Origin of the sequence: Azospirillum sp. BE72, from assembly GCF_031455875.1 — a bacterium.
Lineage (GTDB): Bacteria > Pseudomonadota > Alphaproteobacteria > Azospirillales > Azospirillaceae > Azospirillum.
Map to the genome: position 1 here is coordinate 42306 of NZ_JAVDTO010000009.1, position 21374 is coordinate 63679.

A 21374-nucleotide genomic window follows, 5' to 3' on the forward strand; every position below is an offset into this window, starting at 1 on the left:
CTGGCCCGCTTCTTGCCTACCCCTTTGGCAGGGGGAATTAGTCCCCTTCCGGTAATCGGCGCTTCCAAAGAGGGGCGCTGCCGGACATCGATCCTCCAAAGGAGTGGCTACCATGGCTGGCAACGTTACGCTCTCCGCTTCCATGCGGACCAACCTGCTGCAACTGCAGAGCACGCAGGAACAGATCAACAAGAAGCAGAACATCCTGTCGACGGGCAACAAGGTCAACACCGCCCTCGACGGCCCGACCGCCTTCTTCTCGGCCAAGGGCCTGAACCAGCGCGCCGGCGACCTGACGTCGCTGAAGGACGCGATGGGCCAGTCGATCAGCACCATCCAGGCCGCCGACAAGGGCCTGAGCTCGATCGACTCCATGGTCGACCAGGCCAAGGGCCTGACCACCGCCGCTTACGCCGCACTGGGTAACGACGCCGCCTCCGTGGCCACCCGCAAGTCGCTGGCCGCCCAGTTCAACACGCTGCGCGGGCAGATCGACAAGCTGGCCGCCGACAGCGGTTACGGCGGCAAGAACCTGATCGCCGGCAACGGCATGAGCATGGACAGCACCAGCGAGTCCCGTGCCGCCGTCAACACCATCACTGGCGTCGACAACGCCCGCGTCACCAACGTCCAGCGGGCCGATACCTATTCGATCCGCATCCAGGGCGACGGCTCGATCGAGGGCAAGACCGCCGACATCGGCAAGGCCGAGAACGCCCATGGCCTGACCGGCCTGCAGCTGTCGGGCACGATGTCCAGCACGTCGGGCAGCTTCTCCAGCGTCCAGATCGAAGTCCGCGGCGCCAACGGCCGCACCCGCGACTTCATCGTGTCGGACGGCAACGAAAGCCGCACGATCTCCTACTTCGACAACACGCAGACGATGACGACCAACCTGGCGACGCCCGCCACGGCTGGCAACGCGCAGACATCGGGTGTGAACGTCAAGGGCACCGTCGAGGAAGGCGACATCTTCAGCATCACGGTCGCAGGCCAGACCTTCAGCTACACCGCGACCGCCGGCGACGTCGCCATGGGCCAGACCGCGAGCACGAACGTCGCGAACCAGCTGGCGGCTTCGATCAGCAGCGCGATTTCCGGCGGACGCCTGCAGGGCAAGGACGTTGCCACCGCCAGCGTGGGCGGCAGCGGCACGATCATCCTGACCGGTGAGGCCACAGCCGGCGAGGTCCGCGACTTCACCGTGACCGCCAGCACGACCAACGCGCTGACCAAGAGGATCTCGGAAAGCTTCGCGTCGGGCACGGTGGTGTCCTTCACCGTCGACCGCAAGCTGCTGGAAGCGGCGAACAACCAGGGCAACGGCATCTCGACCATCGAGAAGAAGGTCGACCTGCAGATCCAGGTGACCAACTCCAACGGCGCCCAGATCACCCGCGATGGCATGAACGAGCAGGGCGACGGCAAGCTGGCCGGCGGCGACCAGGCGTTCGCCTTCGACAGCGGCACCGTTCGCGTGAACGTCGATGCTGCGACGATCCAGCAGGCGGCGACGGCCAACTGCTCGGCCAACATCGTCACCAAGCAGATCTCGGACGCCAACTCGTCGAACGACATCACGGTCCAGCTGAACGAGACGAACACCAACTCGATCACCGTGAACGCCGTGAACCTGACCACAGGCGGCCAGGGCCTGAAGCTCGACGAGGCGCAGAACGACTGGACCGACCGCGCGGACATCGACAAGGCGGTTGCCGGCCTGGACAACGCCAAGTCGACGATCCGTTCCGCGTCGCAGTCGCTGTCGACCAACCTGAACATCATCACGACCCGCGAGAACTTCACCAAGGAGTTCAGCGACGTGCTGTCGGAAGGCGCCAGCAAGCTGACGCTGGCCGACCAGAACGAGGAAGGCGCCGGCTTGCTGATGCTGCAGACCCGTCAGCAGCTCGGCACCATCGCCCTCTCGCTGGCCAACCAGTCGCAGCAGTCGATCCTGCGTCTGTTCTAAGGCGTAGAGTTCGGGTAGGGAGTTCGGGTAGGATCACGCCCGGCGGGCGGCGGCATCAGGCCGCCGCCCGTTTCTTTTTTGGGCCCGACCGGGTCGGCAAAGGCCGGACGGCAAGGGTCCGCAAGCCCCGGGTTCCGCACTCATGCCGCTCAAGTTCGTTCTTCGTCCCAATGAGAAGGTCATCATCAACGGCGCCGTCATCGGTGCCGGCGACCGTCCGGGCTCATTCTTTCTCTACAACACCGCAAATTTCCTGAGAGGGCGCGAAGTCCTGAAGGAAGAGCAGATCGACTCCATCGAGAAGAAGCTCTATTTCGTCATCCAACTCGTCTACATCTTTCCGGAAGATGCGACGCTGAATCTCCAGCGCTTCGCATCGATCCTTGACGAAACGCGCCAGGCGCGGCCCGATGCCGCCAAGACGCTGGACGAGATCGAACGCCTCGTAGAGGCCCGCAACTACTACCGGGCGCTGAAACTCTGCCGCAAGATGTTCAAGTCCGGCGATGGCGGCGCCGGCGATGGCGGAACCGCTGACGGCGGGGCGAGCGACGACGACGACGATGCACCGGCAAACGATCGGATGCCGTGACCACCGCCGAACTTCTCGACGCCGCATTGCCGCTTCATCGGGCCGGCCGGCTTGCAGAGGCGCTGGGCCTCTATCGCCGGATCCTGGTCGGTGATCCGGCGAACGCCGATGCGTTGCACCTGTCGGCTTTGATCATCCACCAGGCCGGGCTGCCTGCCGCGGCGTTGAAGCGCTTGCGGGCTGCGCTGACGGTGCAGCCCAATTTCCCGGTGGCCTGGAACAGTCTCGGCAATATCCTGGCGGATATGGACCGGTTGAACGATGCGCTGGACGCCTATGCGCGGGCGATCGGGCAGGACGACCATTATGTCGAAGCCTACAACAACCGCGGAACGGTTCTCCGGCGGCTCGGCCGGCGGGAGGAGGCGGTCGAGGACTATGTCCGCGCCCTGACCTACGGGCCGGACAACATCGCTGCCCGCTTCAGTTACGGCATCCTGCAACGGGAACTGGGCCGGATAGCGCCGGCGGCCAATGCATTCTACGCGGTGGTGCAGGCCAACTCATCCTATCCCGATGCGTGGCGGCATCTGGCGATCTGCCTGCGCGGGCTGGGCCATCCGGACGCCGAGGATTGCCTGCGGCGCGCGCTTGTCGATGCGTCGGCGGACGAGGAACTGTTGGTCGAACTGGGCGTGATGCTGAACGCCCAGGGGCGCTATGGGGAAGCCCACGACGTCCTGGCGCCTGCTGCGGAGGCCCAAGGCGGCAACGCGCTGCTGCATTTCACGCTCGGCACCGCGTTGCAGGGCTTGGGCCGCCTGCCGGAGGCCGTCGCCCGGCTTCGCCATGCGCTGGGGCGCGAGCCGACGATGCAGGGCGCCTGCAACAACCTGGGCGTGGCGCTGCTCGACCTGGGGGATCCCGACGCGGCGGCGCCGGTCCTGCGCCGGGCGATGGCGCTCAGCCCGGACGACGCGATGGTGGTCAACAACCACGGCACCGCGCTGGAGAACCGGTACGACCCCGACGCCGATCCGGAGCCGTCGGCGCGATGGTACCGCCGCGCCCTTCGGCTGCGTCCCGATTATGGGAAGGCCTTGATCAATCTTGCCGGCGTCCACGGCGCCATGCGGCAGGCCGATGCGGCCGAGGATCTCTATCGTCGTGCGGTGGCGGCCGAACCGAGGAATGTAGAGGCCTATGCCAATATGGCCAGCCGGCGGTTGGACCGCGATGATCTGGCCGAGGCGGAGCGGTTGTACCGGCGTGCGCTGGCGATCAACCCCGGCCGGCCGGAGACGCTGACCGGTTATGGTCTGGCACTGCAGATGCGCGGCCGTATCGAAGAGGGGGAGGCGGCCCACCGACGGGCGCTGGCGATCGACGCCCGCAATGCGGATGCCGCCGGCAATCTTGGTATGCTGATCTGGCAGTATCGCCAGGATGCGGATGCCGCCGAACCCTGGATGTCGCTGGCCCTCTCGATCAATCCGGCACTGGGCAGCGCGCATCTGAACCGCGGCCTGCTGCGGCTCGCCGGCGGGGATCTTGCCGGCGGCTGGGACGACTACCGCTGGCGCTTCCGGGCGAAAGGGTATGTGAGCCGGCGGCTTGCCGTTCCGCCCTGGCGCGGCGAGGCGCCGGCCGGCCGGCGCCTGCTGGTCTGGCGGGAGCAGGGGGTGGGTGACGAAATCCTGTTCGCCTCCTGCTTTCCGTCGCTCATTGCGCGTGCCGGCCATGTGGTGATCGAGTGCGATCGCCGTCTGGTGCCGCTGTTCGCGCGTTCCTTCCCAACGGCGACGGTGCGGGAGCAGTCGGTCGACACGGCCGGCCGGGAACTGATCGAACCGCCGGACGTCGATGCCCATGTGGCGGCCGGCGACCTGCCGGGACTGCTGCGCAACAGCCTGTCCGCCTTCGGACCGCAAGGCCCCTGGCTGGTCCCCGACCCGGCGCTGGTGGAACGCTGGCGCGCGCGGCTGGCGGCGCTGGGACCGGGGCTGCGGGTCGGCATCGGCTGGCGCAGTCAGGTGATGACGACCGACCGCAAGGCCTCCTACGTGATGCTGGAGCATTGGGGGCCGCTGTTCGCCGTTCCGGGCGTGGTGTTCGTCAACCTGCAATACGGCGACTGCGAAGCCGAGCTTGCGGCGGCCGAAGAGCGTTTTGGCGTGCGCATCCATCGCTGGGGCGACCTGGACCTCCGGAACGACTTCGACGGTGCGGCGGCGCTGACGGCGAATCTGGATCTGGTGATCTCGCCGGCCATGTCGGCGGGGGAACTGGCCGGGGCGCTGGGAGTGCCGGTCTGGCGTTTCGGCCACCGCGATTGGACGCAGCTCGGCACCGGCGTCCGCCCCTGGTTCCCGGCCATGCGCCTGTTCCAGCCAAACCCCGGCGAGGGTCTGGAGGCGGCGCTCGGGCGGATCGCCAAGGCTCTGCGCGACTGCGCTTCGCCACAGGACAAAGTTGGTCCGGACGGGGGCCGTCCGTCGGCCGGCGTGGCGGCAGAAGACGGCGAAGCCGCCGATCCGGACCCGGTTCCCGATATCGACCCCGACCATCTGTTGGAGCAGGCGGTCGCCGCCCACCGCGGCGGTGACGCGGCCAGGGCCGCCGCCCTCTATGGGCGTGTGCTCGCCCGCCGACCACGGGATCCGGTGGCCTTGCACCTGTCCGGCCTGCTCGACCATCAGTTGGGTGCATCGGAAAGGGGCGAGCCGCGCATCGCCGCCGCGGTGGCCGCCGTTCCCGGATATGCGACGGCGCATATCAGCCTCGGCAATGTCCGTCTGGCGCTCGGCCGGGCCGCGGAGGCGTCGTCGAGCTTCCGGGCGGCACTCGCCCTCCAGCCGGCCGACGCTGTGGCGTTGACCAATCTCGGCAACGCCCTGGACGGCCAGGGGCGGAGCGGGGCCGCTCTGCGGGTGCAGGGTTGGGCGGTCGCCGCCGACCCTGAACTGGCGGAGGCGCATGACAATCTTGGCGCGATGCTGGCCCGGCTCGGCCGCTGGAGCGAAGCGGAGCAGGCGCATGTCCAGGCGCTGCGCCGGGCGCCGCAATTGGTGGCCGGCTGGATCAACCTGTCGGTGGCTCTGCGGCGCCTCGGGCATGGGGGTGCGGCGGACCGCGCCGGGCGTCTGGCGCTGACGCTGCAGCCGGCATTGGCCGATGGGCTGGCGAACCGCGGCAGGCTTCTGCGTGAACTGGGGGAGGATGCGGCGGCCGGCCTCTCCTGCGCCCGCGCCCTGGCGGTGGAGCCCGGCCACGCTTCCGCCGCCTTCAACGGCGGGGTGCTGCATCTGGCCGCGGGGCGGCTGGCGCAGGGGTGGGGCGGCTACGACCGCCGCTTCGACACGCGCGATCTTGTAACGGCGGCCCGCCGCCCCGGCGTGCTGGCCTGGGGCGGAGAGGATTTGGCGGGCAAGCGGATCCTGGTCTGGCGCGAGCAGGGCATCGGCGACGAGTTGATGTTCGTGCAACGCCTGCCGGAGTTGATCGCCCGTGCCGGGCATGTGGTGGTGGAATGCGATCCGCGCTTCGTCCCGCTGTTTGCCCGGTCCTTCCCGCAGACGACGGTCCGTCCCCGTCCGGCATCGTCGAACGAACCCGCTGCGGATGTCGATTGCCATGCCGCGATCGGCTCGTTGTCGCGCCACCTCGGGGGCGCGCTGGCCGACTTCACCGATGTCGGACCGGCTCTGCGGGCCGATCCGGCGGCGGTGCGAGAATGGCGGCGGCGGCTGGCCGCGCTGGGCGACGGCTTGCGGCTCGGCATCGCCTGGCGCAGCGGCCAACTGGATCCGGACCGCATGCCCGATTACACGCGGATCGAGGATTGGGGGCCGGTGCTGACCCTGCCCGGACTCGTTCCGGTCACCCTGCAATATGGCGACTGCGGGACGGAACTGGCGGTGGCGGCCAAGGCTTTCGGCCAAGCGCCGCGGCTGCTCCCCGACCTCGACCTGCGCAACGATCTGGACGGCACCGCGGCGCTGATGTCGGCGTTGGATCTGGTGATCGCGCCCGCCACCTCGACAGGCGAACTGGCGGCGGCGTTGGGCGTCCCGGTCTGGCGGCTGGCGCGGGCGGGAGACTGGACGGCATTGGGAACGGCCGTGCGGCCCTGGTTCCCGTCGATGCGGCTGTTCTGGACCCGCCCGGGGCAGCAGGTTGCCGATCTGCTGCCGGCGGTGGCGTCGGAGCTGTCGCGCCTCAAAAAGCCGGCTGGCTGAACGGAGTTCGGTAAAAGTCGCCGTTGAAAAGCCGCCAATTAGAAAGCCGGGTGAGGGCAATTGCCTCAACCCGGCTTTCGTAACCCCGTTCAGGGGCGATGCTGTGATTGGGGGGATTAATTTATCGTGCCGGAGCGCGTCAGGCGATCGATCTCTTCCTTGACGTGCAGCTTTTCGAGCTTGAGGCGCTTCACCGCGCTGTCATCCGGCCAGGACCGCTTTTCCTCGTCGAGGATCGCGCGATCAAGGCGCATGTGCTTTTCTTGCAGAGACGAAAGGCGAGCTTCAGTGTGCATGAGTCGCTCTCCATAGGATCAGTCCGTGTCCCGCCACAATGTGACGGGCCGGTGACATGAGTGTTCACCCATCTGAACCGCAGAACAACCCTAATCTTGCGTTTCATGCGGTCGAACCATGCGAAAAAGTGCCTCAACCGTTCGGTTGTATGACAGTGGGTCGCAGGGGTGGGATCTTGAAATCACTTTGCGCAGCACCAACCGGAGGCCATCTCACCCTTTGACCCGAAGGGTTATACCTGATCTTGTCCATCGTCGTGTCCAACGGCCCGCCCAGCGATGACGTTCAGTGCGCGCCGGGCCTCCGCATGGCCGGGCTGGAGGACCAGCATGCGGCGATACCACCATGCGGACTCGCCATGGCGGCCGAGCCGGTAGAGGATCGCAGCCAGTCGCGCGGCGACCGATGGAACCGTCGGGTCGAGCTGGGCCGACCGGCGCAGCGCCGCCACCGCGTCTCCAGAGCGGCTGAGGCCGTCGAGTGCGATCCCCCATTGATGCAGCAGGGCCGCACCGGCACCGAGCAGTGCTGCCCGGCCATAGGCGCCTGCCGCCGCCGGGGCGTCGCCGCGCTCCCGCTCCGCATGGCCGAGCCCTTCCTGTGCGGCAAGCAGGGCGGGGGCCAGGACCAGGGCATGGCGGAAACGACGAGCCGCCATGTCGGTCCGCCGCAGCGCGCGCAGGATTTTGGCATGGTTGACCGCTGCCTCCGCATCGGCGGGTTCCAGCACCAGGGTGCGGGCGAGCAGCGCATCGGAGTCCTCCAGCCGGCCGAGTTGGGCAATCAGAAGTCCGTAGCGGTGCAGTGCTTCCGTGCTGGCCGGATCGCTCTCCAGAACATGGCGGTAAAGCGCTTCGGCCTCATCGAAGCCGCCGGCCTGGTGGTGGTCGAAGGCCCGCGCCAGCAGCGTGCCGATGGCGGGCATCAGGCCGGGGCCAGCGCGATCAGCGCACGCACCGCCTGCACGGCTGCAACGGCCAGCCCCTCGCCCGGAGCTGGCTGGACCAGCCGCATCGACGGGTACCAGGGCCGCACGCCGGCGCCCAGTTGGGTCCAGTCGCGGGTGCCCAGCCGCCAGACGGGAACGCCCAGCGCGCCGGCCAGTTCACCCACCGCAGTCGCCGGCGCGATCACCAGGTCCAGATTGGCGATGAGGGCGGACACCCCTTCGAAATCGTCCTTCAGGTTCAAGTCGTCCCAGCGATGCAGCCGGCGCGTCGCCGTCTCCACCCGCGCCAGTTCGGCAGCGCAGTCGCCATATTGCAGCGTGACGACGCTGACACCGGGCAGGTCGAGCAGAGACAGCCAGTCGGCCAGACCCGTGTAGGCGGCGGCGCGCTGTGCTGTGACGATCTGGCTGCGCCAGGCCAGCCCCACCCTCAGGCCGGGCAGGGCGGCGACCCGGTCCCGCCACAGCGCGACGCGTTCCGGATCGGGGCGCAGATAGGCGGGACGGGGCGGGAAGCGGTCCAACCGGTCGCGGATCAGGGCGGGCAGGCTGCCGGCCGGCATCTGCAGGTCGCAATCGGGTGGGTCCACCGTCTCCCGTCCGGCAGCGTCGGCGGTTTCGGCCCGCACCGAGACTCCGGGGAAGGAGCGGGCGAACAGGCTGACCAGCCGCCTGTCGCATTCGACCGTTACCGGCCCGTCCAGTCCCTGCAGCGCGTCGAAGCAAGAGGCGAACAGGATCTCGTCGCCAACCCCCTGTTCCGACCAGACCAGCAGCCGGCGTCCGTGCAAGCTCTCCCCATTCCACACCGGACGGTCGATCCTGCGGGCGCGCTGCAATTGCCGGGCGGAGAAGCGGCGGGCATAGCCATCCCAGCCGCGGGCGAGGCTGCCGTCGGTCAGGTCGATCAGCCCGAGATTCCAGGCGGCGAGCGCGAAGCCAGGGTCGATGCGCAACGCGTGTTGCAGATGGTGCCTCGTCTCGTCCTGCCGCCCGGCGAACATCGCCATGGTGGCGAGGTTGTTGTGGGCGTCGGCGGAGTCCGGCTGGAGAGACAGCGCACGGCGGTAATGGGCGGTCGCCTCGCCGCTCCGTCCCTCCAGCTCGCAGGCATGGCCGAGATTGGCGAAGGCGGGCGGATTCTCGGGCTGGACCGCGATGGAGCGGCGGTGCAGCCGCATGGCCTCCGCCACCTGCTTGCCGGTCTGATGGCCGCCGGTCTGTTGGGCAAGCCCCAGATGGGTCAGCGCTTCGGGGAAGGCGGGGTGCAGAGCCAGCGCGCGGGCGAAGGCGCGGGAGGATTCGGCATGCCGCTTTTCGGCCTCGTGGATCAGGCCCAGATGGTTCCAGGCATGGGGGAAGTCGGGATCCAGCCGCAACGCCTCGCCGATGAGGCCCAAAGCGTCGGCGCTGTGCCCCGATTGGTGCAGAAGAAGCCCCAGCAGATGGAGCGCATCGGCATGACCGGGGTTGGCGCGCCCGGGATCGGCGGCGAGGGCGGCGCGATAGGCGGCCTCCGCCTCCGCCGCATGGCCGGCGCGGTGCAAGGCGACAGCGTGGTTCAGCAGGGCGTCGAAGTCGGCTGGCGGGGGCTGGGCGGCATGCGGTGCGGGTGGGGGGAGCGACTGAGCAGGCTGCGGCAAAGCGCCCCCTGGCAAAGCAGTGCGGAGGGCCCTGGCGATGGCGTGCATCGTCGTCTCCAGCCCCTCGCCGGAGTTGGGCTGGAACAGGCGCATGGCCGGGAACCAGGGGCGGACGCCGGTGCCGAGCTGCGTCCAATCGCGGTGGCCGAAACGCCAGACCGGCACCCTCAGCGCCCCGGCCAGTTCCCCCGCCGACATGGCCGGCGAGATCACCAGATCCAGATTCGCCGTCAGCGCCGCCGCACCGTCGAAGTCGTTCCGGAGGTCCAGGTCGCCCCAGCGATGGATGCGCACGCCGAAACGCTCTTCAGCCGCCGCAAGCTCGGCTTCGCAGTCGCCATGCTGCAGATTGACGAACACCACGCCGGGCAGGGCGAACAGCGGCCCCCAATGCTCCAGCATCACGTAGGAGGCCTTGCGGTCGACCGTCATCACCTGACTGCGCCAGCCGATGCCGACCCGCAGCCCCGGTCCCAGCGCCGCCAGCCGCGCGCGCCAGCGCTCCACCAGCGCCGGGTCGGGGACCAGCCAGGGGTCTTGCGGCTCGAAGGCGGACAGGCTGTCGCGCAGCCGGTGCGGCAGGTCGCCGGCCGGGGCCTGGAGGTCGCAATCCGGCGGATCGATGGCCTCCCGCGGACCGGCGCCGAAAGCGTCACCGGTGCAGCTTTCGGCCCGGACGGTGGCCTTGGGGAAGGAGCGGCGGAACAGCGGCACCAGACGCGGATCGCATTCGATGGTGACCGGTCCGCCCGCCCAGGCGATGACGTCGGGATAGCAGGACGCGAACAGGATCTCGTGCCCCACCCCCTGTTCCCGCCAGATCATCAGGCGCTTGCCGCGCAACACCTCGCCCTTCCAACGGGGCGCTGCGATCCGGCGGTCCGGCGTCGCCTCCCCGGCGGCGAAACGCCGCTCGTAGCCCGTCCAGCCGCGTGGCAGATCGCCATGGCGAAGTGCCAGCAGAGACAGGCCGTAGGTGGCGGTGGCAAGGTCGGGCTGCTGCGCCAGCGCGTCCTCGAAACAGGCCGCCGCCTCCGCGTAGCGCCCCTGCGCCTGCAGGGCGTTGCCGAGATTGTAGCGCGCCTCGACGAAGTCGGGGTGCTGGTCCAGCGCCTGCCGATGGCACAGCTCGGCCTGATCCGGGCGGCCCAGCCGCTTCAAAACGCTGCCCAGATTGTTCAGCGCGGCGCTGTGGCGCGGATTGCGCTTCAGCGCCTGCCGATAGGCGATCTCGGCACTCTCATCGGCGCCTTTCTGCTGCAGGACGGCGCCGAGATTGTAATGTGCGGTGGCGTCGTCGGGCCTGAGCTGCGTCACCAGCCGGTGCTGCGCGACCGCTTCGTCCAGCCGGCCGATCATGGCGAGCGCATCGCCCAGATTGTTGTGAGCCTCCGCCATGCCGGGCGAAAGCCTGACCGCCCGATCCAGCGCGACGGCGGCGTCGGCATGGCGGCGGGCGGCAGCGCGGCCGTTGCCGAGATTGTACCAGGCCTTGGCATAGTCCGGCTTCAGCGCCAGCGCGAGCATGTACGCCCGTTCCGCCTCGTCATGGCGGCCGAGGGCAGCCAGGGCGTTGCCCAGATTGTGCCGCCGCTGCGCCCCGCCGGGGTCGAGCGTCGCGGCGGTGCGGTGGGCCTGGATCGCGTCGGCCGCGCGCTCCGATGCGCACAGCGCGCTGCCCAGATTGTCCCAATAGTCGGCAACGCCTTTGGAGCGCTCCAGCGCCTTGCCGATCAGGGCGACCGCCTCATCCGCGCGGCCGGATTGCAGGGACAGCACGCCCAGCAGGTGCAGCGCGTCGGCATGCCGCGGGTCGGCGGACAGCACCGCGCGGTAGCCGCGCTCCGCCTCGGCAAGGCGCCCGGCCTGATGGTGCGCCACCGCCTGCGCAAGCCTGTTGCTGTCCTTCGCCACGGTTCCGCCCCGTCTTGGATGCCTGCCCCTCAAAGGGAGTGCCATCATCGGTGGATCACGGTAAAGATGCCATTGATATCGACGACGTTTTAAGGCGGGGGAAGACGCAATGGCCGGGTCACGCTTGTCCTTGCGCGGTGGTTTGCGGGCGGGCGCACTGCCGGCGGCGGTCCGGCTCAGCCGGCAGGCCGACGCGCTGGCCGCCGCCGGCGATCCGGCGGGGGCGGAGCCGCTCTACGCCCGCGCGCTCGCCGCCGACCCGACGCTGGCCGGAACCCACAACAACTACGGCAATGCCCTGCGCGCCCTGGGCCTGCTCGACGAGGCCGCCGCCGCCTACCGCGCCGCCATCGCGCATGGCCTGGACGAGGGGATGGCCCACTACAATCTCGGCTCCGTCCTGCGGCAGGCCGAACGGCGGACGGAGGCAGAGGACGCGTTCAAGCAGGCATTGGCCCTGCGGCCGGAGCATGCGGAGGCGTGGAACAACCGCGGCAACCTGTGGCGCGACCTCGACCGCTTCGGCGAGGCGGCGGCGTGCTACCGGCTGGCGCTGGCGCTGCGGCCGGACTGGGCGGACGCCCACGACAATTTCGGCGCCGTGCTCTACCTGCTGCACGAACAGGGCGGCACGGAGGAAGCGGCGGAGCTTGCCCGGCGCTGGCGGCGCGACCACCCCGGCAACCCGCTGGCCCGCCATATCGGCGCCGCCATCGCCGGCGAGGAGGCCGACCAGCGGGCGCCCGACGACTATGTGCGCCAGACCTTCGACCTGTTCGCGGAGGAGTTCGACCGCAAGCTGGCGGAGCTGGACTACCGTGCACCCGCACTGCTGGCCGGGCTGCTGGCGGGCGAGAGGGCGGATGGCAGGCTCGACGTGCTGGATGCCGGCTGCGGCACCGGGCTGTGCGCGGCCTCGCTCAGGCCACGCGCCCGGCGGCTGATCGGCGTCGACCTGTCGGACGGCATGTTGGAGCGCGCCCGTGCCCGCGGCCTCTACGACGAACTGCACGCGGCGGAACTGGTCGGCTTTCTTGCAACTGCGCCGGGAGCCTTTGACCTGGTGTTGGCCGCCGACGTGTTCTGCTATTTCGGTGTGCTGGACGAGGCATTCGCGGCGGCCCGCGCGGCGCTGCGCCCCGGCGGCCGGCTGGCCTTCACGGTCGAGGAGCTGGCGGCGGATGACGCCCGCCCGCACCGCGTCGCCACCCACGGGCGCTATGCCCATGCCGAAGCCTATGTGCGCGGCGCGCTGGCGGGAGCGGGACTGGAGGTTCGACGCTGCGACCATGAGCGGCTGCGCTTCGAAAGCGGGGAGCCGGTGATGGGGCTGGTGGTTCTGGCCGTACGGCCTGCCGGCTAGGTCAGCCGCCTAGGACTTCCGCGACCGGCGGGGGGAGGGGCGCTTGCCGGCCGGCTTGGGTGCCGCTGCCGGTTCCGTGGCGGGCACCGTCAGGGCATCGGCCTCAGCGGCGCGTCCGAGCGACCGCAGCGCCAGGGCCAGCGTGTCGCGTGCGGCGGGATGGGCCGGATCGATGCGGACGGCGTGCCGCAACGGCACCAGGGCGGCGTCGGGGCGGTTGGTGGCGGCCAGTGCGATGCCCAGGTTCAACGCCGCCGACAGGAAATCGGGCACCAGCGCCAGGGCGTTGCGGAAGGCGATCACCGAATCCGCCCGGAGCCCCGCCGCGAACAGGGCATTGCCCAGCAGGAAGGCGATGTCGGCGTCCTGCGGTTCCAGGGATGCCGCGCGGATCAGATCGACCAGGGCCGGCATCACCTGTCCGGTCTCCAGCCGCAGCCGTCCGCGAGCGTGCAGCAGGGCGACCAGCTTCTCCCGTGCTGGCTCCAGCGACGGTTCGATCCGCAGGGCGCGTTCCAGCAGGTCCGCCGCGACATCGACGGCACCGGCATCGCCGCGGCCATGGCGGGCGAAAGCGCGGTCGGTCCAGGCCTCCGCAAAGTCGGGGCGTAGCGCCAGCGCGCAGCGATAGCCGGCCTCCGCCTCGTCCAGCCGTTTCAAGCCGCGCAGCAGGTTCGCCCGGTTTGCGCGAATGTCGGCCGCCTCCGGCCGCAGGGCGATGGCCTTGTCGATCAGGGTTAGGCCGAAGTCGCCATGGCCGATCTGCCCGGCCAGGACGCCCAGGTAATGCAGCGCGTCGGGCTGATCCGGCTCGGCGTCGAGGATGCGGGCATACAGTTCCTGCGCTTCGCCGAAACGGCCGGCGAGGTGCAGGTCGAGCGCGAGAGTCAGGGCTTCGAGGATCGTGGCCATGGGGCAACGCTTTAGGACGCCTGACGGCATGGCCGCAAGTCCGCGCGACGGCAGCCCCGGATTCAGGCAGGAATACTCCCGTATTGAGTATTCCCCTTTCACCATGCGGGTTAGTTTTGCAAACTCAAATAAGAGTAAAGAAAGCCTTTACGGCGTGCCGGGATTACGGTAATTTAATGTCCGATTATCACAGATTCGGGTAAGCCGGTCATGAACGTGGCTTCCGCCACATCGACGGCCTCACGGCCGTTCGCTTTCATGACGCCCCGCGGCAGCGATGCCGTCGATGGTGGGGCAGGCACCCGGACTCCGTCCACCACCACCGGCAGGACCGCCGGTGCGGAGGAGGCGGAACCTCTCGTCAACCGTTTCCCGACCATCGCCTACAGCTACGACACCGATGCCTCGCGGCTGGTGATGCTGTACCGTGATCCGGCGAATGGAAAGACCGTCTCGCAAATCCCGACCGAAGCGGCCTTGAAGCAATACAAGGAAGCCCAGCAGCAGGAAAAGAACGCGGAACGCGCCGCCCTGCTGAAACTGACGGTCGGTGGGGCGCAAGGTGGCGGATCGCAGGGCGGCGGCCCGGAGAATGGCCGGCCCGACGGTGCCGCGTCCGCGGCCTACGGTCGCAATGCGGCGGCCGGGGCGGCTGCTTCCGGACTTGGGACCGCCGGCAACTCGATCGGCAGCGGCAGATGGCTCAGCGGTGCTGCCGGTTCGGCGGGCGGTGTTGATGCTTCCGCCGCGGCGGCGTCTGTGTCACAGTCGGCGACGACCACCGCCGTTTCCACCGGCACGTCCGCCGCGCGGGTCAATGTGGTGATCTGAGAGCTTCCTCTCCCAAGGGTTCCGTCATGGGCATGGACATCGCCTCCTCGACCGCCGGTGCGGCAATCGCCTTGAAGCAGGCGCAGGGCCAGATGGATTTCGGCGTCAAGGCGCTGAACCAGAATGCCGAGCAGCAGCAGGCGGCGGTCGCGGCCCTCGTGGAGGGCGGGAGCGGCGGCGGCAACGTGACGCCGACGCGCGGGCAAAACCTGAACATCACCGTCTGACCGATACGGTCGGGACAGGCGGCTTCCGGTCCTCAGGCTTTCGAGTTCAGCAGCGACGTCAGCATCTCGTCCTGTGTGCGGACCACGGCGATGTTGGCGCCATAGGCCCGGTTGGCCGCGATCTGATTGACGCGCTCCTTCGCCAGATCGACGTTCGGTGCGGCGACCATGCCGTCGGCATTGGCGGCGCTGTCGTCCGGCGCGTATTCCTGCAGATAGGCCGGAGTGATCGGCGTGAAGGTCGCCCGCGTGCCGGGGTTGGCATCGGTCTGGGCCACCGCCAGCGGCTGGTAGGCCGCGCGCTGGTCTCCCCCCGTGCCGTTCGACGTCATGCCGTCCGCCGCCGGTATGGTGCCGGTGGAGCGGACATTGGCCACATTGGAGGCTGACGCGTCGAGCCGGCGCGTCTGTGCGGTCAAGCCGCTGAGCGCAATGCCGATGCTGCCGACCATGGCGGGCCTTCCTCCGTACGACGGGTGTCTTGCGTCACACTACCACAGCTACCCTTCAAAACCAGACTGGCCTTCAAAACCAGACCGGCAAGTGCGGGGTGGCAAGTCCAGGGGGCAAATCGGCCGTTCGGCCGCACAGGTTCCACAGGCGGACTATCTCCCGGCGCAATCGTCCGGGCCAGGCAATCCCCGCTGTATCTTTTCATAGGCTTGCGCCATTATCGGGCGAAAGGCCGAGGCTCCGGTCCCGATGGAGCCGGTCCAAAAAAATCGGTCCAGCCTCCATGGATCCAGACGTTCGCGAGACGGGAGCCGCCGCCTGCATGCCCAACACCGCCTTTGTCCTGACCGCCGCCGGGCTGACCGACGTCGGGCGTACCCGGTCCCGCAACGAGGACGATTTCCACGTCGATACGATCGGTGAATTCGCGATCGTCTGCGACGGGATGGGCGGCCACGCCGGCGGCGACATCGCCAGCCGCAAGGCGGTGGAGGAGATTTCCGGCTTCCTGAAGGATTACGCCCCGTCGGAGCCGATCACCGTGGTCGACCGCGACGACATCGACCGGACCCAGACCGACCCGGCGGCGACGGAGCCGGCGGTGGGCCGCGCGCTGTCGGTCGCGCGCTCGGCCGTGCAGAAGGCAAACCGGGCGATCCACGACCTGAATCTCGCCCGCGGCTTCGCCCAGGGGCGGGGCATGGGCACGACGGTCGCCGGCCTCTGGCGGGTTCCGGGCACGGCCCAGATGGTGACCTTCCATGCCGGCGACAGCCGGGTCTACCGCCTGCGCGACGGGGACCTGCGCACGCTGACCCGCGACCACAGCCTGTACCAGATCTGGCTCGACAATGGCGGGCGCGGGACGCCGCCGCAACGGAACATCATCGTGCGGGCGCTCGGCACCGGCGAGGATGTGGAGCCGGAGGTGGCCGTCCATTCGCTGTTGCCCGATGACGTCGTCATGATCTGTTCCGACGGCTTGAACGGCATGCTCACGGACAGCGCCATCGCCCGCATCCTGACGGAGGAGCGCGACCCGGCCCGCGCCGCGGCGGCCCTGGTCGATGCCGCCAACACGGCCGGCGGCCAGGACAACGTGACGGTGGTTGTCGGGCGCTTCACCGCCAACGCCTGACGGGCGCGGTCCCGTAAACGGTCAGGGGCCGGTGGTGATGAAGCGGGCGGCGGCCAGCGGAGCCGGCGCGTCGTCCGGCAAGGTCGCCAGCGCCTCCACCAGGGCAGCCAGATAGTCGGCCGCCGCTTCCTGCTCCGGCCGCGGGGTCGGGAACAGGGGCTCCGCCGTGGCGATGGTCAGCAGCAGTTCGATGCCATAGGGCGGGCCGATGGTCCAGTGACGCCCGCCATCCGCCCGGTCGCCCAGCCGCCGCGATGCTCCCGCCGCCAGCGCCGTGCCGCCATCCGAAGGGTTGGGCAGCAGATGGATGACGGTGCCGTCGATGGTGAAGTAATCGGCCTGTATCCGCACCGGCCGCGCCGGGGCCCCGATCTCCAGGATCAGTGGATCGCCGGAGCTAAGTTGCAGTCCGTTTCCCTCCACTGTTGCCGCCTCCGCTGTTGCCAATCCGGTCGTCAGCGGTTCCGCCAATCCCCGGTTGGCGTCCAGCGCCGCGGCGACGCTGGCGAGCGGCCCGCAGAACTGCGCGTCGGCGGTGGCGAGGTCGAAGCCATGATCCCAGCCGCCTGCCGCCGCTTCCACCGCCTCGCGCACTGCGGTCTCCGCCTGTGCCCCCATTGCCGTCCCTGAAACGAGCAGCCGTCCGCCGGCTTCCTCCACCGTCACCAGGGCGCAGGGAATCGCCCGCAACGCCTGGGCCACCGCCGCCACCGGAGGTCGTCGCGGCGCAACCGGCACTTCGGGCGCGGGAGCGGGCTCCGGGGGAGACGAGGCCGCCGCAGCCGGAGCGGTGGCCGGAGCGGTGGCGGGCGGCGAGGAAAGGGGGGTGGTCAGGGTCGGCCCCGGCCGGTTCATCAGCACCGCGCCAGCCGCCAACCCTCCCGCCAGCGTCAAACCGCCAAACCACAGCGGCCAGCGGCGCGCGCGCCTCGGTGTCGCCGCGGAAGCGGGGAGGGGCGTTCCGGTCAGGGCGGCGACTGCACGCCGAAGGGATTCGGCATCCGGGAAGGCGTCGCCGCCGCGCTCCCGCACCCGCTCCAGCAGCGACGCCACCGCCGGGCGGTCGTCATGGCCGGCCAGCAGCCGCACGATCAACCGGCCGGCGGCGGCAAGATCGTCGCTGTGGCTCGCTTGCGCCGCGGTCAGCGCCGTCCGTCCGAACCCGGTGACCATGGCGGCGCCTCCGCTGTGGCGGATGGCCTCCGCCCCAAGCGCGCCATGGACGATCCCGGCCCGGTGCGCGGCGTCCAGCGCGCCCATCACGCGGTCGAGCGTTGCGACGCCGTCGTCGAAACTCAAAGCGCCATTGGCGAGCCGGTCGGCCAGCGTCGGCCCCTCGACCAGCGCGGTGGCGACGAAGGCGGTGCCGGCATGCTCGCCGGAGGCAAGGACGGCGGGAATGGCGGGGTGGGACAGCTGGGCCGTGGCGGCAGCGGTGCGGCGGAACCGCTCCAGCGACGTGGCATCGGCACACAGCCGCGCCAGCGGGATGGTCCACAGCGCCACCGCCTGCCCATTCGCATCCAGCGCGCGGTGCAGCCGGGCCTCGCCGTCCCGGCCGATCAGCTCGCGCAGCCGGAAGCGGCCGAGCCGCCGCTCCGATTCGGCCGTCACTGTCGCCGTCCCCTTGCCGCGCTGCATTCCCGCTCCCCCGTAGGAAGGGCTGGTATAGCCGTAGCGTGGCGGAGCGGCCAAGCCTCCAGGCACCCGGCCGCAAGATCCTGTCCATCCGGCCGAGCTGTACGAAAGGGGCGGGCCTGTGACCACGTTCGGCCGGTAACCTTTCGTTAGCCATGGCGGGGGAAGCTTGGATGGTGAACCGGCAGCGCTGCGCCGGGATCGCCAACCCCGGCGCGGAGCCTGCTGCCTTGACCAACTCCATCACCCTGTCCCAGTCGTCCGGCCCGAACATCTCCTGGCTGAACGGGGCGGCGCTGTACCAGATTTATCCGCTCAGCTTCCGCGACCGCGGCGGCGACGGCTGGGGCGACCTCGACGGCGTGATCGAGGGGCTGGACCATGTGGCGTCGCTGGGGGTGGACGGGGTGTGGATCAGTCCCTTCTACCCGTCGCCGCGCACCGACTTCGGCTATGACGTCGCCGACCACAGGGCGGTCGATCCCCGTATGGGCAATCTCGCCGTCTTCGACCGGCTGATCGAGCGCGCCCATGGGCTGGGGCTGAAGGTGCTGGTCGATCTGGTCTGCGGCCACACCTCCAACGCCCATCCCTGGTTCGTGGACAGCCGGCGGTCGCGTGAGGGCGAGATGGCCGACTGGTATGTCTGGGCCGACGCCAAGCCCGACGGCACCGCGCCCAACAACTGGCTGTCGGTGTTCGGCGGAGCGGCCTGGACCTGGGAACCGCGGCGGCGGCAATATTACCTGCATCATTTCCTGTCGAGCCAGCCGGCGCTGAACCTGCACCACCCCGCGGTGATGGACGCCCTGTGCGAGACGGCGGAATTCTGGATGGAGCGCGGCGTCGACGGCTTCCGCATCGATGCCGTCGATTTCTTCGCCCATGACCCGCAGCTGCGCTCCAACCCCGCCGCTCTCTGGCGCGAGCCCCAGCCGCCGCTGAAGCCCTTTGCCCTGCAGCAGCATGTCCACGACATGATGCATCCGGCCATCGGCGGCATCCTGGCCCGCCTGCGCGAGACGGTGGAGCGCTATCCCGGCCGGGTCCTGCTGGGCGAACTGTCGAGCCAGCCCGGCGCCGGCCAGCGCATCGCGGCCTACTGCTCGCCGCAGGGTCTCCACGCCGCCTACAGCCTGTCGCTGGCCAAGCAGCCCTTCAGCGCAAAGGGCTTCGCCCAGGCCCTGACCGCGGTGCCGCGGCCGGAGTCGATCTGCTGGAGCTTGTCCAATCACGATGTGGAGCGCGCCGCCAGCCGCTGGCTGCCGGCCGGCGCCGACCCGCAATCCTTCAACGCCTTATTGGCGATGCTGGCGGCATCACTGCCCGGCACCGTCTGCCTCTACCAGGGCGAGGAGCTGGGCCTTCCCAACGCGGTGTTGGAACAGCATCAGTTGCGCGATCCCTTCGGCGTCACCTACTGGCCCGATTTCCAGGGACGCGACGGCAGCCGCACCCCGATGCCCTGGCGCGCCGACGAGCCCAACGCCGCCTTCACCATCGGCGAACCCTGGCTGCCGGTGCCGGACGCCCATCTGGAGCTGGCGGTCGACCGGCAGGAACGGAGCGCCGGCAGCCGGCTGGCGGTGTGGCGTGCCGCGCTCTCCCTGCGCCGTGACCTTGAGGCGCTGCGCTCCGGTGCGGTGGCGGCGGTGGAGGAGCATGGCGACGTGCTGTCCTTCGAGCGCGTCTTCGGGGAGGAGCGTCTGCTCGCCGTCTTCAACATGGCCGACCGCCCGGCCGAGTTCGCGCTGCGCGGGCGTGGCGAGCCGGAAGCCCTGCCGGTGCCGCGTGCGCCGGGCGCCCTGCCGCCGGAGCCGACGGCCGACGGCCGGACGCTGGTGATGCCGCCGCTGTCGGTCTACCTCGGGCGTCTGCGGCTGCCGTCCTGATCCCACCGTTTCGACCCCGCCGTTTCGACCCCGCCGTTTCGACGCGGCCGCATAGGCTGTCCGAGGGTGTCGCCGACACCCTCGAAAGGCAGGCATGCACATTTATGCGATGCGGGGCGCCGCTTTGGATGATTTGTTACACTCTCGCCTAAGCCGCTGTAATTCCCTGATTCACTGCGGGTCACGGAAATTGTCAGCGATAGCAATAATCTTGCGGAGTAGCGGGAGTGGAAAGAAGAGCGTTTCTCACCAAGGCCGGCGTCGGTGCCGTTTCGACCGTTGCCGCCTCGACCCTCGCGGCCCCGGCCATCGCGCAGACCCAGCCGACCGTCCAGTGGCGCCTGGCGTCGAGCTTCCCGAAGAGCACCGACATCCTGCTCGGCACGTCCGAACTGATCGCCAAGCGCGTGTCGGAGGCGACCGACGGCAAGTTCCAGATCCGCGTGCACGCCGCCGGTGAGATCGTGCCCGGCCTGCAGGTGCTGGACGCCGTGCAGAACGGCACCGTCCAGTGCGGCCACACCTGCGGCTATTACTATGTCGGCAAGGATCCGACCTTCGCCTTCGACACCGCGATCCCCTTCGGTCCGAACGCCCGCCAGCAGAACGCCTGGTACCAGTATGGCGGCGGCCAGGAGGTGATGCGCGCCTTCTTCGCCAAGCATGGCATCGTGCAGTTCCCGGCCGGCAACACCGGTGCCCAGATGGGCGGCTGGTACCGCAAGGAAATCAAGTCGCTTGCTGACTTCAACGGCCTGAAGATCCGCATCGCCGGCATCACCGGCCAGATCATGGCCAAGCTGGGCGCCGCCCCGACCCAGATCGCCGGCAGCGACATCTACCCGGCGCTGGAAAAGGGCACCATCGACGCCGTCGAGTTCGTCGGTCCCTACGACGACGAGAAGCTCGGCTTCGTCCAGGTCGCCAAGTACTACTATTATCCGGGCTGGTGGGAAGGCGGGCCGCAGGTCTCGCTCTACATCAACCAGAAGGAATGGGAGGCGCTGCCCAAGTCCTATCAGGCGATCCTGACCGCCGCCTGCGCCGAGGCGAACAGCGCGATGACCGCCCGTTACGATGCGGAGAACGCCAAGGCGCTGAAGCGTCTGGTCTCCAAGGGCGCGCTGCTGCGTCCCTATCCGCGCGATCTGATGGAAGCCGCCCACAAGATCGCCTTCGAGATGTACGACGACATCGCCAAGACCAATCCGGACTTCAAGGCGGTCTACGACAGCTGGAAGCCGTTCCTGGACGAGGTGCAGCTGTGGTTCCGCGTGGCGGAGCTGCCCTACGACAACTTCATGCAGTCGGCCGGCCGTTCGAAGTGACGGTGCAGGAAGTCTGATGAAACAGGGGGCGGCCGGTTCGGCCGCCC

General features: G+C 69.4%; 15 protein-coding genes. 9 read left to right on the forward strand and 6 right to left on the reverse strand.

Annotated features, from left to right (window positions below):
• The first annotated feature begins 112 nt into the window (after positions 1 to 112).
• The 3 genes from J2Y49_RS20550 (at position 113) to J2Y49_RS20560 (ending at position 6742) form a co-directional block, all read left to right on the forward strand.
• Entirely contained in the window at positions 113 to 1972 is a 1860-nt protein-coding gene (locus tag J2Y49_RS20550) for a flagellin (protein ID WP_310116806.1), read from the forward strand.
• A 142-nt stretch (positions 1973 to 2114) separates the two neighbouring features.
• Positions 2115 to 2564: a flagellar biosynthesis repressor FlbT gene (locus tag J2Y49_RS20555; RefSeq protein WP_310116807.1), complete on the forward strand. Its 450-nt coding sequence runs from the start codon at positions 2115 to 2117 to the stop codon at positions 2562 to 2564.
• The gene (locus J2Y49_RS20560) at positions 2561 to 6742 is read left to right on the forward strand and encodes a tetratricopeptide repeat protein (RefSeq protein ID WP_310116808.1); all 4182 of its coding nucleotides are present in this window, start codon (positions 2561 to 2563) and stop codon (positions 6740 to 6742) included. The genes J2Y49_RS20555 and J2Y49_RS20560 overlap by 4 nt, the downstream gene beginning before the upstream one ends.
• Positions 6743 to 6858: 116 nt before the next feature.
• Here the strand turns inward: J2Y49_RS20560 and J2Y49_RS20565 are convergent, their stop codons facing one another.
• From J2Y49_RS20565 to J2Y49_RS20575, 3 genes are all read right to left on the reverse strand, one after another.
• Positions 6859 to 7038 (reverse strand): YdcH family protein, encoded by a 180-nt coding sequence (locus tag J2Y49_RS20565; protein ID WP_044551486.1) that lies wholly within the window; start codon positions 7036 to 7038, stop codon positions 6859 to 6861.
• A 233-nt stretch (positions 7039 to 7271) separates the two neighbouring features.
• Complete coding sequence (locus J2Y49_RS20570; RefSeq protein WP_310116809.1) at positions 7272 to 7964, reverse strand: tetratricopeptide repeat protein; 693 nt, start codon at positions 7962 to 7964, stop codon at positions 7272 to 7274.
• A complete protein-coding gene (locus tag J2Y49_RS20575; protein ID WP_310116810.1) occupies positions 7964 to 11545 on the reverse strand; it encodes a tetratricopeptide repeat protein in 3582 nt (1193 codons plus the stop codon). Before J2Y49_RS20575 ends, J2Y49_RS20570 begins: the two co-directional genes overlap by 1 nt.
• Positions 11546 to 11654: 109 nt before the next feature.
• On the opposite strand from J2Y49_RS20575, the gene J2Y49_RS20580 reads away from it, so the two are divergent.
• Positions 11655 to 12908 carry a tetratricopeptide repeat protein gene (locus tag J2Y49_RS20580; protein WP_310116811.1) on the forward strand — a complete coding sequence of 418 codons (1254 nt, stop codon included), beginning with the start codon at positions 11655 to 11657 and terminating at the stop codon, positions 12906 to 12908.
• A gap of 9 nt (positions 12909 to 12917) precedes the next feature.
• On the opposite strand, the gene J2Y49_RS20585 is transcribed toward J2Y49_RS20580, so the two are convergent.
• Entirely contained in the window at positions 12918 to 13820 is a 903-nt protein-coding gene (locus tag J2Y49_RS20585; RefSeq protein WP_310116812.1) for a tetratricopeptide repeat protein, read from the reverse strand.
• A 258-nt stretch (positions 13821 to 14078) separates the two neighbouring features.
• On the opposite strand from J2Y49_RS20585, the gene J2Y49_RS20590 reads away from it, so the two are divergent.
• A complete protein-coding gene (locus J2Y49_RS20590) occupies positions 14079 to 14651 on the forward strand; it encodes a hypothetical protein (protein ID WP_310116813.1) in 573 nt (190 codons plus the stop codon).
• Positions 14652 to 14677: 26 nt separating this feature from the next.
• Entirely contained in the window at positions 14678 to 14878 is a 201-nt protein-coding gene (locus J2Y49_RS20595) for a hypothetical protein (RefSeq protein ID WP_310116814.1), read from the forward strand.
• Positions 14879 to 14910: 32 nt separating this feature from the next.
• On the opposite strand, the gene J2Y49_RS20600 is transcribed toward J2Y49_RS20595, so the two are convergent.
• The gene (locus J2Y49_RS20600; RefSeq protein ID WP_310116815.1) at positions 14911 to 15330 is read right to left on the reverse strand and encodes a flagellar basal body rod C-terminal domain-containing protein; all 420 of its coding nucleotides are present in this window, start codon (positions 15328 to 15330) and stop codon (positions 14911 to 14913) included.
• 284 nt (positions 15331 to 15614) lie between these two features.
• On the opposite strand from J2Y49_RS20600, the gene J2Y49_RS20605 reads away from it, so the two are divergent.
• The gene (locus tag J2Y49_RS20605) at positions 15615 to 16469 is read left to right on the forward strand and encodes a protein phosphatase 2C domain-containing protein (protein WP_310116816.1); all 855 of its coding nucleotides are present in this window, start codon (positions 15615 to 15617) and stop codon (positions 16467 to 16469) included.
• Positions 16470 to 16490: 21 nt separating this feature from the next.
• Here J2Y49_RS20605 and J2Y49_RS20610 read toward each other — a convergent pair whose 3' ends face one another.
• Positions 16491 to 18110, reverse strand: a complete 1620-nt coding sequence (locus tag J2Y49_RS20610) for a serine/threonine protein kinase (protein WP_310116817.1) — start codon at positions 18108 to 18110, stop codon at positions 16491 to 16493.
• Positions 18111 to 18280: 170 nt separating this feature from the next.
• Between J2Y49_RS20610 and J2Y49_RS20615 the strand changes: the two genes are divergently transcribed.
• Both J2Y49_RS20615 and J2Y49_RS20620 read left to right on the forward strand, forming a co-directional pair.
• On the forward strand, positions 18281 to 19999 hold the full coding sequence (locus tag J2Y49_RS20615) for an alpha-amylase family glycosyl hydrolase (RefSeq protein WP_310116818.1): 1719 nt from the start codon (positions 18281 to 18283) through the stop codon (positions 19997 to 19999).
• 227 nt (positions 20000 to 20226) lie between these two features.
• Entirely contained in the window at positions 20227 to 21327 is a 1101-nt protein-coding gene (locus J2Y49_RS20620; RefSeq protein ID WP_310116819.1) for a TRAP transporter substrate-binding protein, read from the forward strand.
• Positions 21328 to 21374: the final 47 nt, after the last annotated feature.

Excerpts from the sequence above, each read along its gene's own strand:
- J2Y49_RS20550 (WP_310116806.1), top strand. The coding sequence starts at position 113 with ATGGCTGGCAACGTTACGCTCTCCGCTTCCATGCGGACCAACCTGCTG.
- J2Y49_RS20555 (WP_310116807.1), top strand. The coding sequence starts at position 2,115 with ATGCCGCTCAAGTTCGTTCTTCGTCCCAATGAGAAGGTCATCATCAAC.
- J2Y49_RS20565 (WP_044551486.1), bottom strand. The coding sequence starts at position 7,038 with ATGCACACTGAAGCTCGCCTTTCGTCTCTGCAAGAAAAGCACATGCGC.
- J2Y49_RS20570 (WP_310116809.1), bottom strand. The coding sequence starts at position 7,964 with ATGCCCGCCATCGGCACGCTGCTGGCGCGGGCCTTCGACCACCACCAG.
- J2Y49_RS20580 (WP_310116811.1), top strand. The coding sequence starts at position 11,655 with ATGGCCGGGTCACGCTTGTCCTTGCGCGGTGGTTTGCGGGCGGGCGCA.
- J2Y49_RS20585 (WP_310116812.1), bottom strand. The coding sequence starts at position 13,820 with ATGGCCACGATCCTCGAAGCCCTGACTCTCGCGCTCGACCTGCACCTC.
- J2Y49_RS20590 (WP_310116813.1), top strand. The coding sequence starts at position 14,079 with ATGACGCCCCGCGGCAGCGATGCCGTCGATGGTGGGGCAGGCACCCGG.
- J2Y49_RS20595 (WP_310116814.1), top strand. The coding sequence starts at position 14,678 with ATGGGCATGGACATCGCCTCCTCGACCGCCGGTGCGGCAATCGCCTTG.
- J2Y49_RS20600 (WP_310116815.1), bottom strand. The coding sequence starts at position 15,330 with ATGGTCGGCAGCATCGGCATTGCGCTCAGCGGCTTGACCGCACAGACG.
- J2Y49_RS20605 (WP_310116816.1), top strand. The coding sequence starts at position 15,615 with ATGGATCCAGACGTTCGCGAGACGGGAGCCGCCGCCTGCATGCCCAAC.
- J2Y49_RS20610 (WP_310116817.1), bottom strand. The coding sequence starts at position 18,110 with ATGCAGCGCGGCAAGGGGACGGCGACAGTGACGGCCGAATCGGAGCGG.
- J2Y49_RS20615 (WP_310116818.1), top strand. The coding sequence starts at position 18,281 with ATGGTGAACCGGCAGCGCTGCGCCGGGATCGCCAACCCCGGCGCGGAG.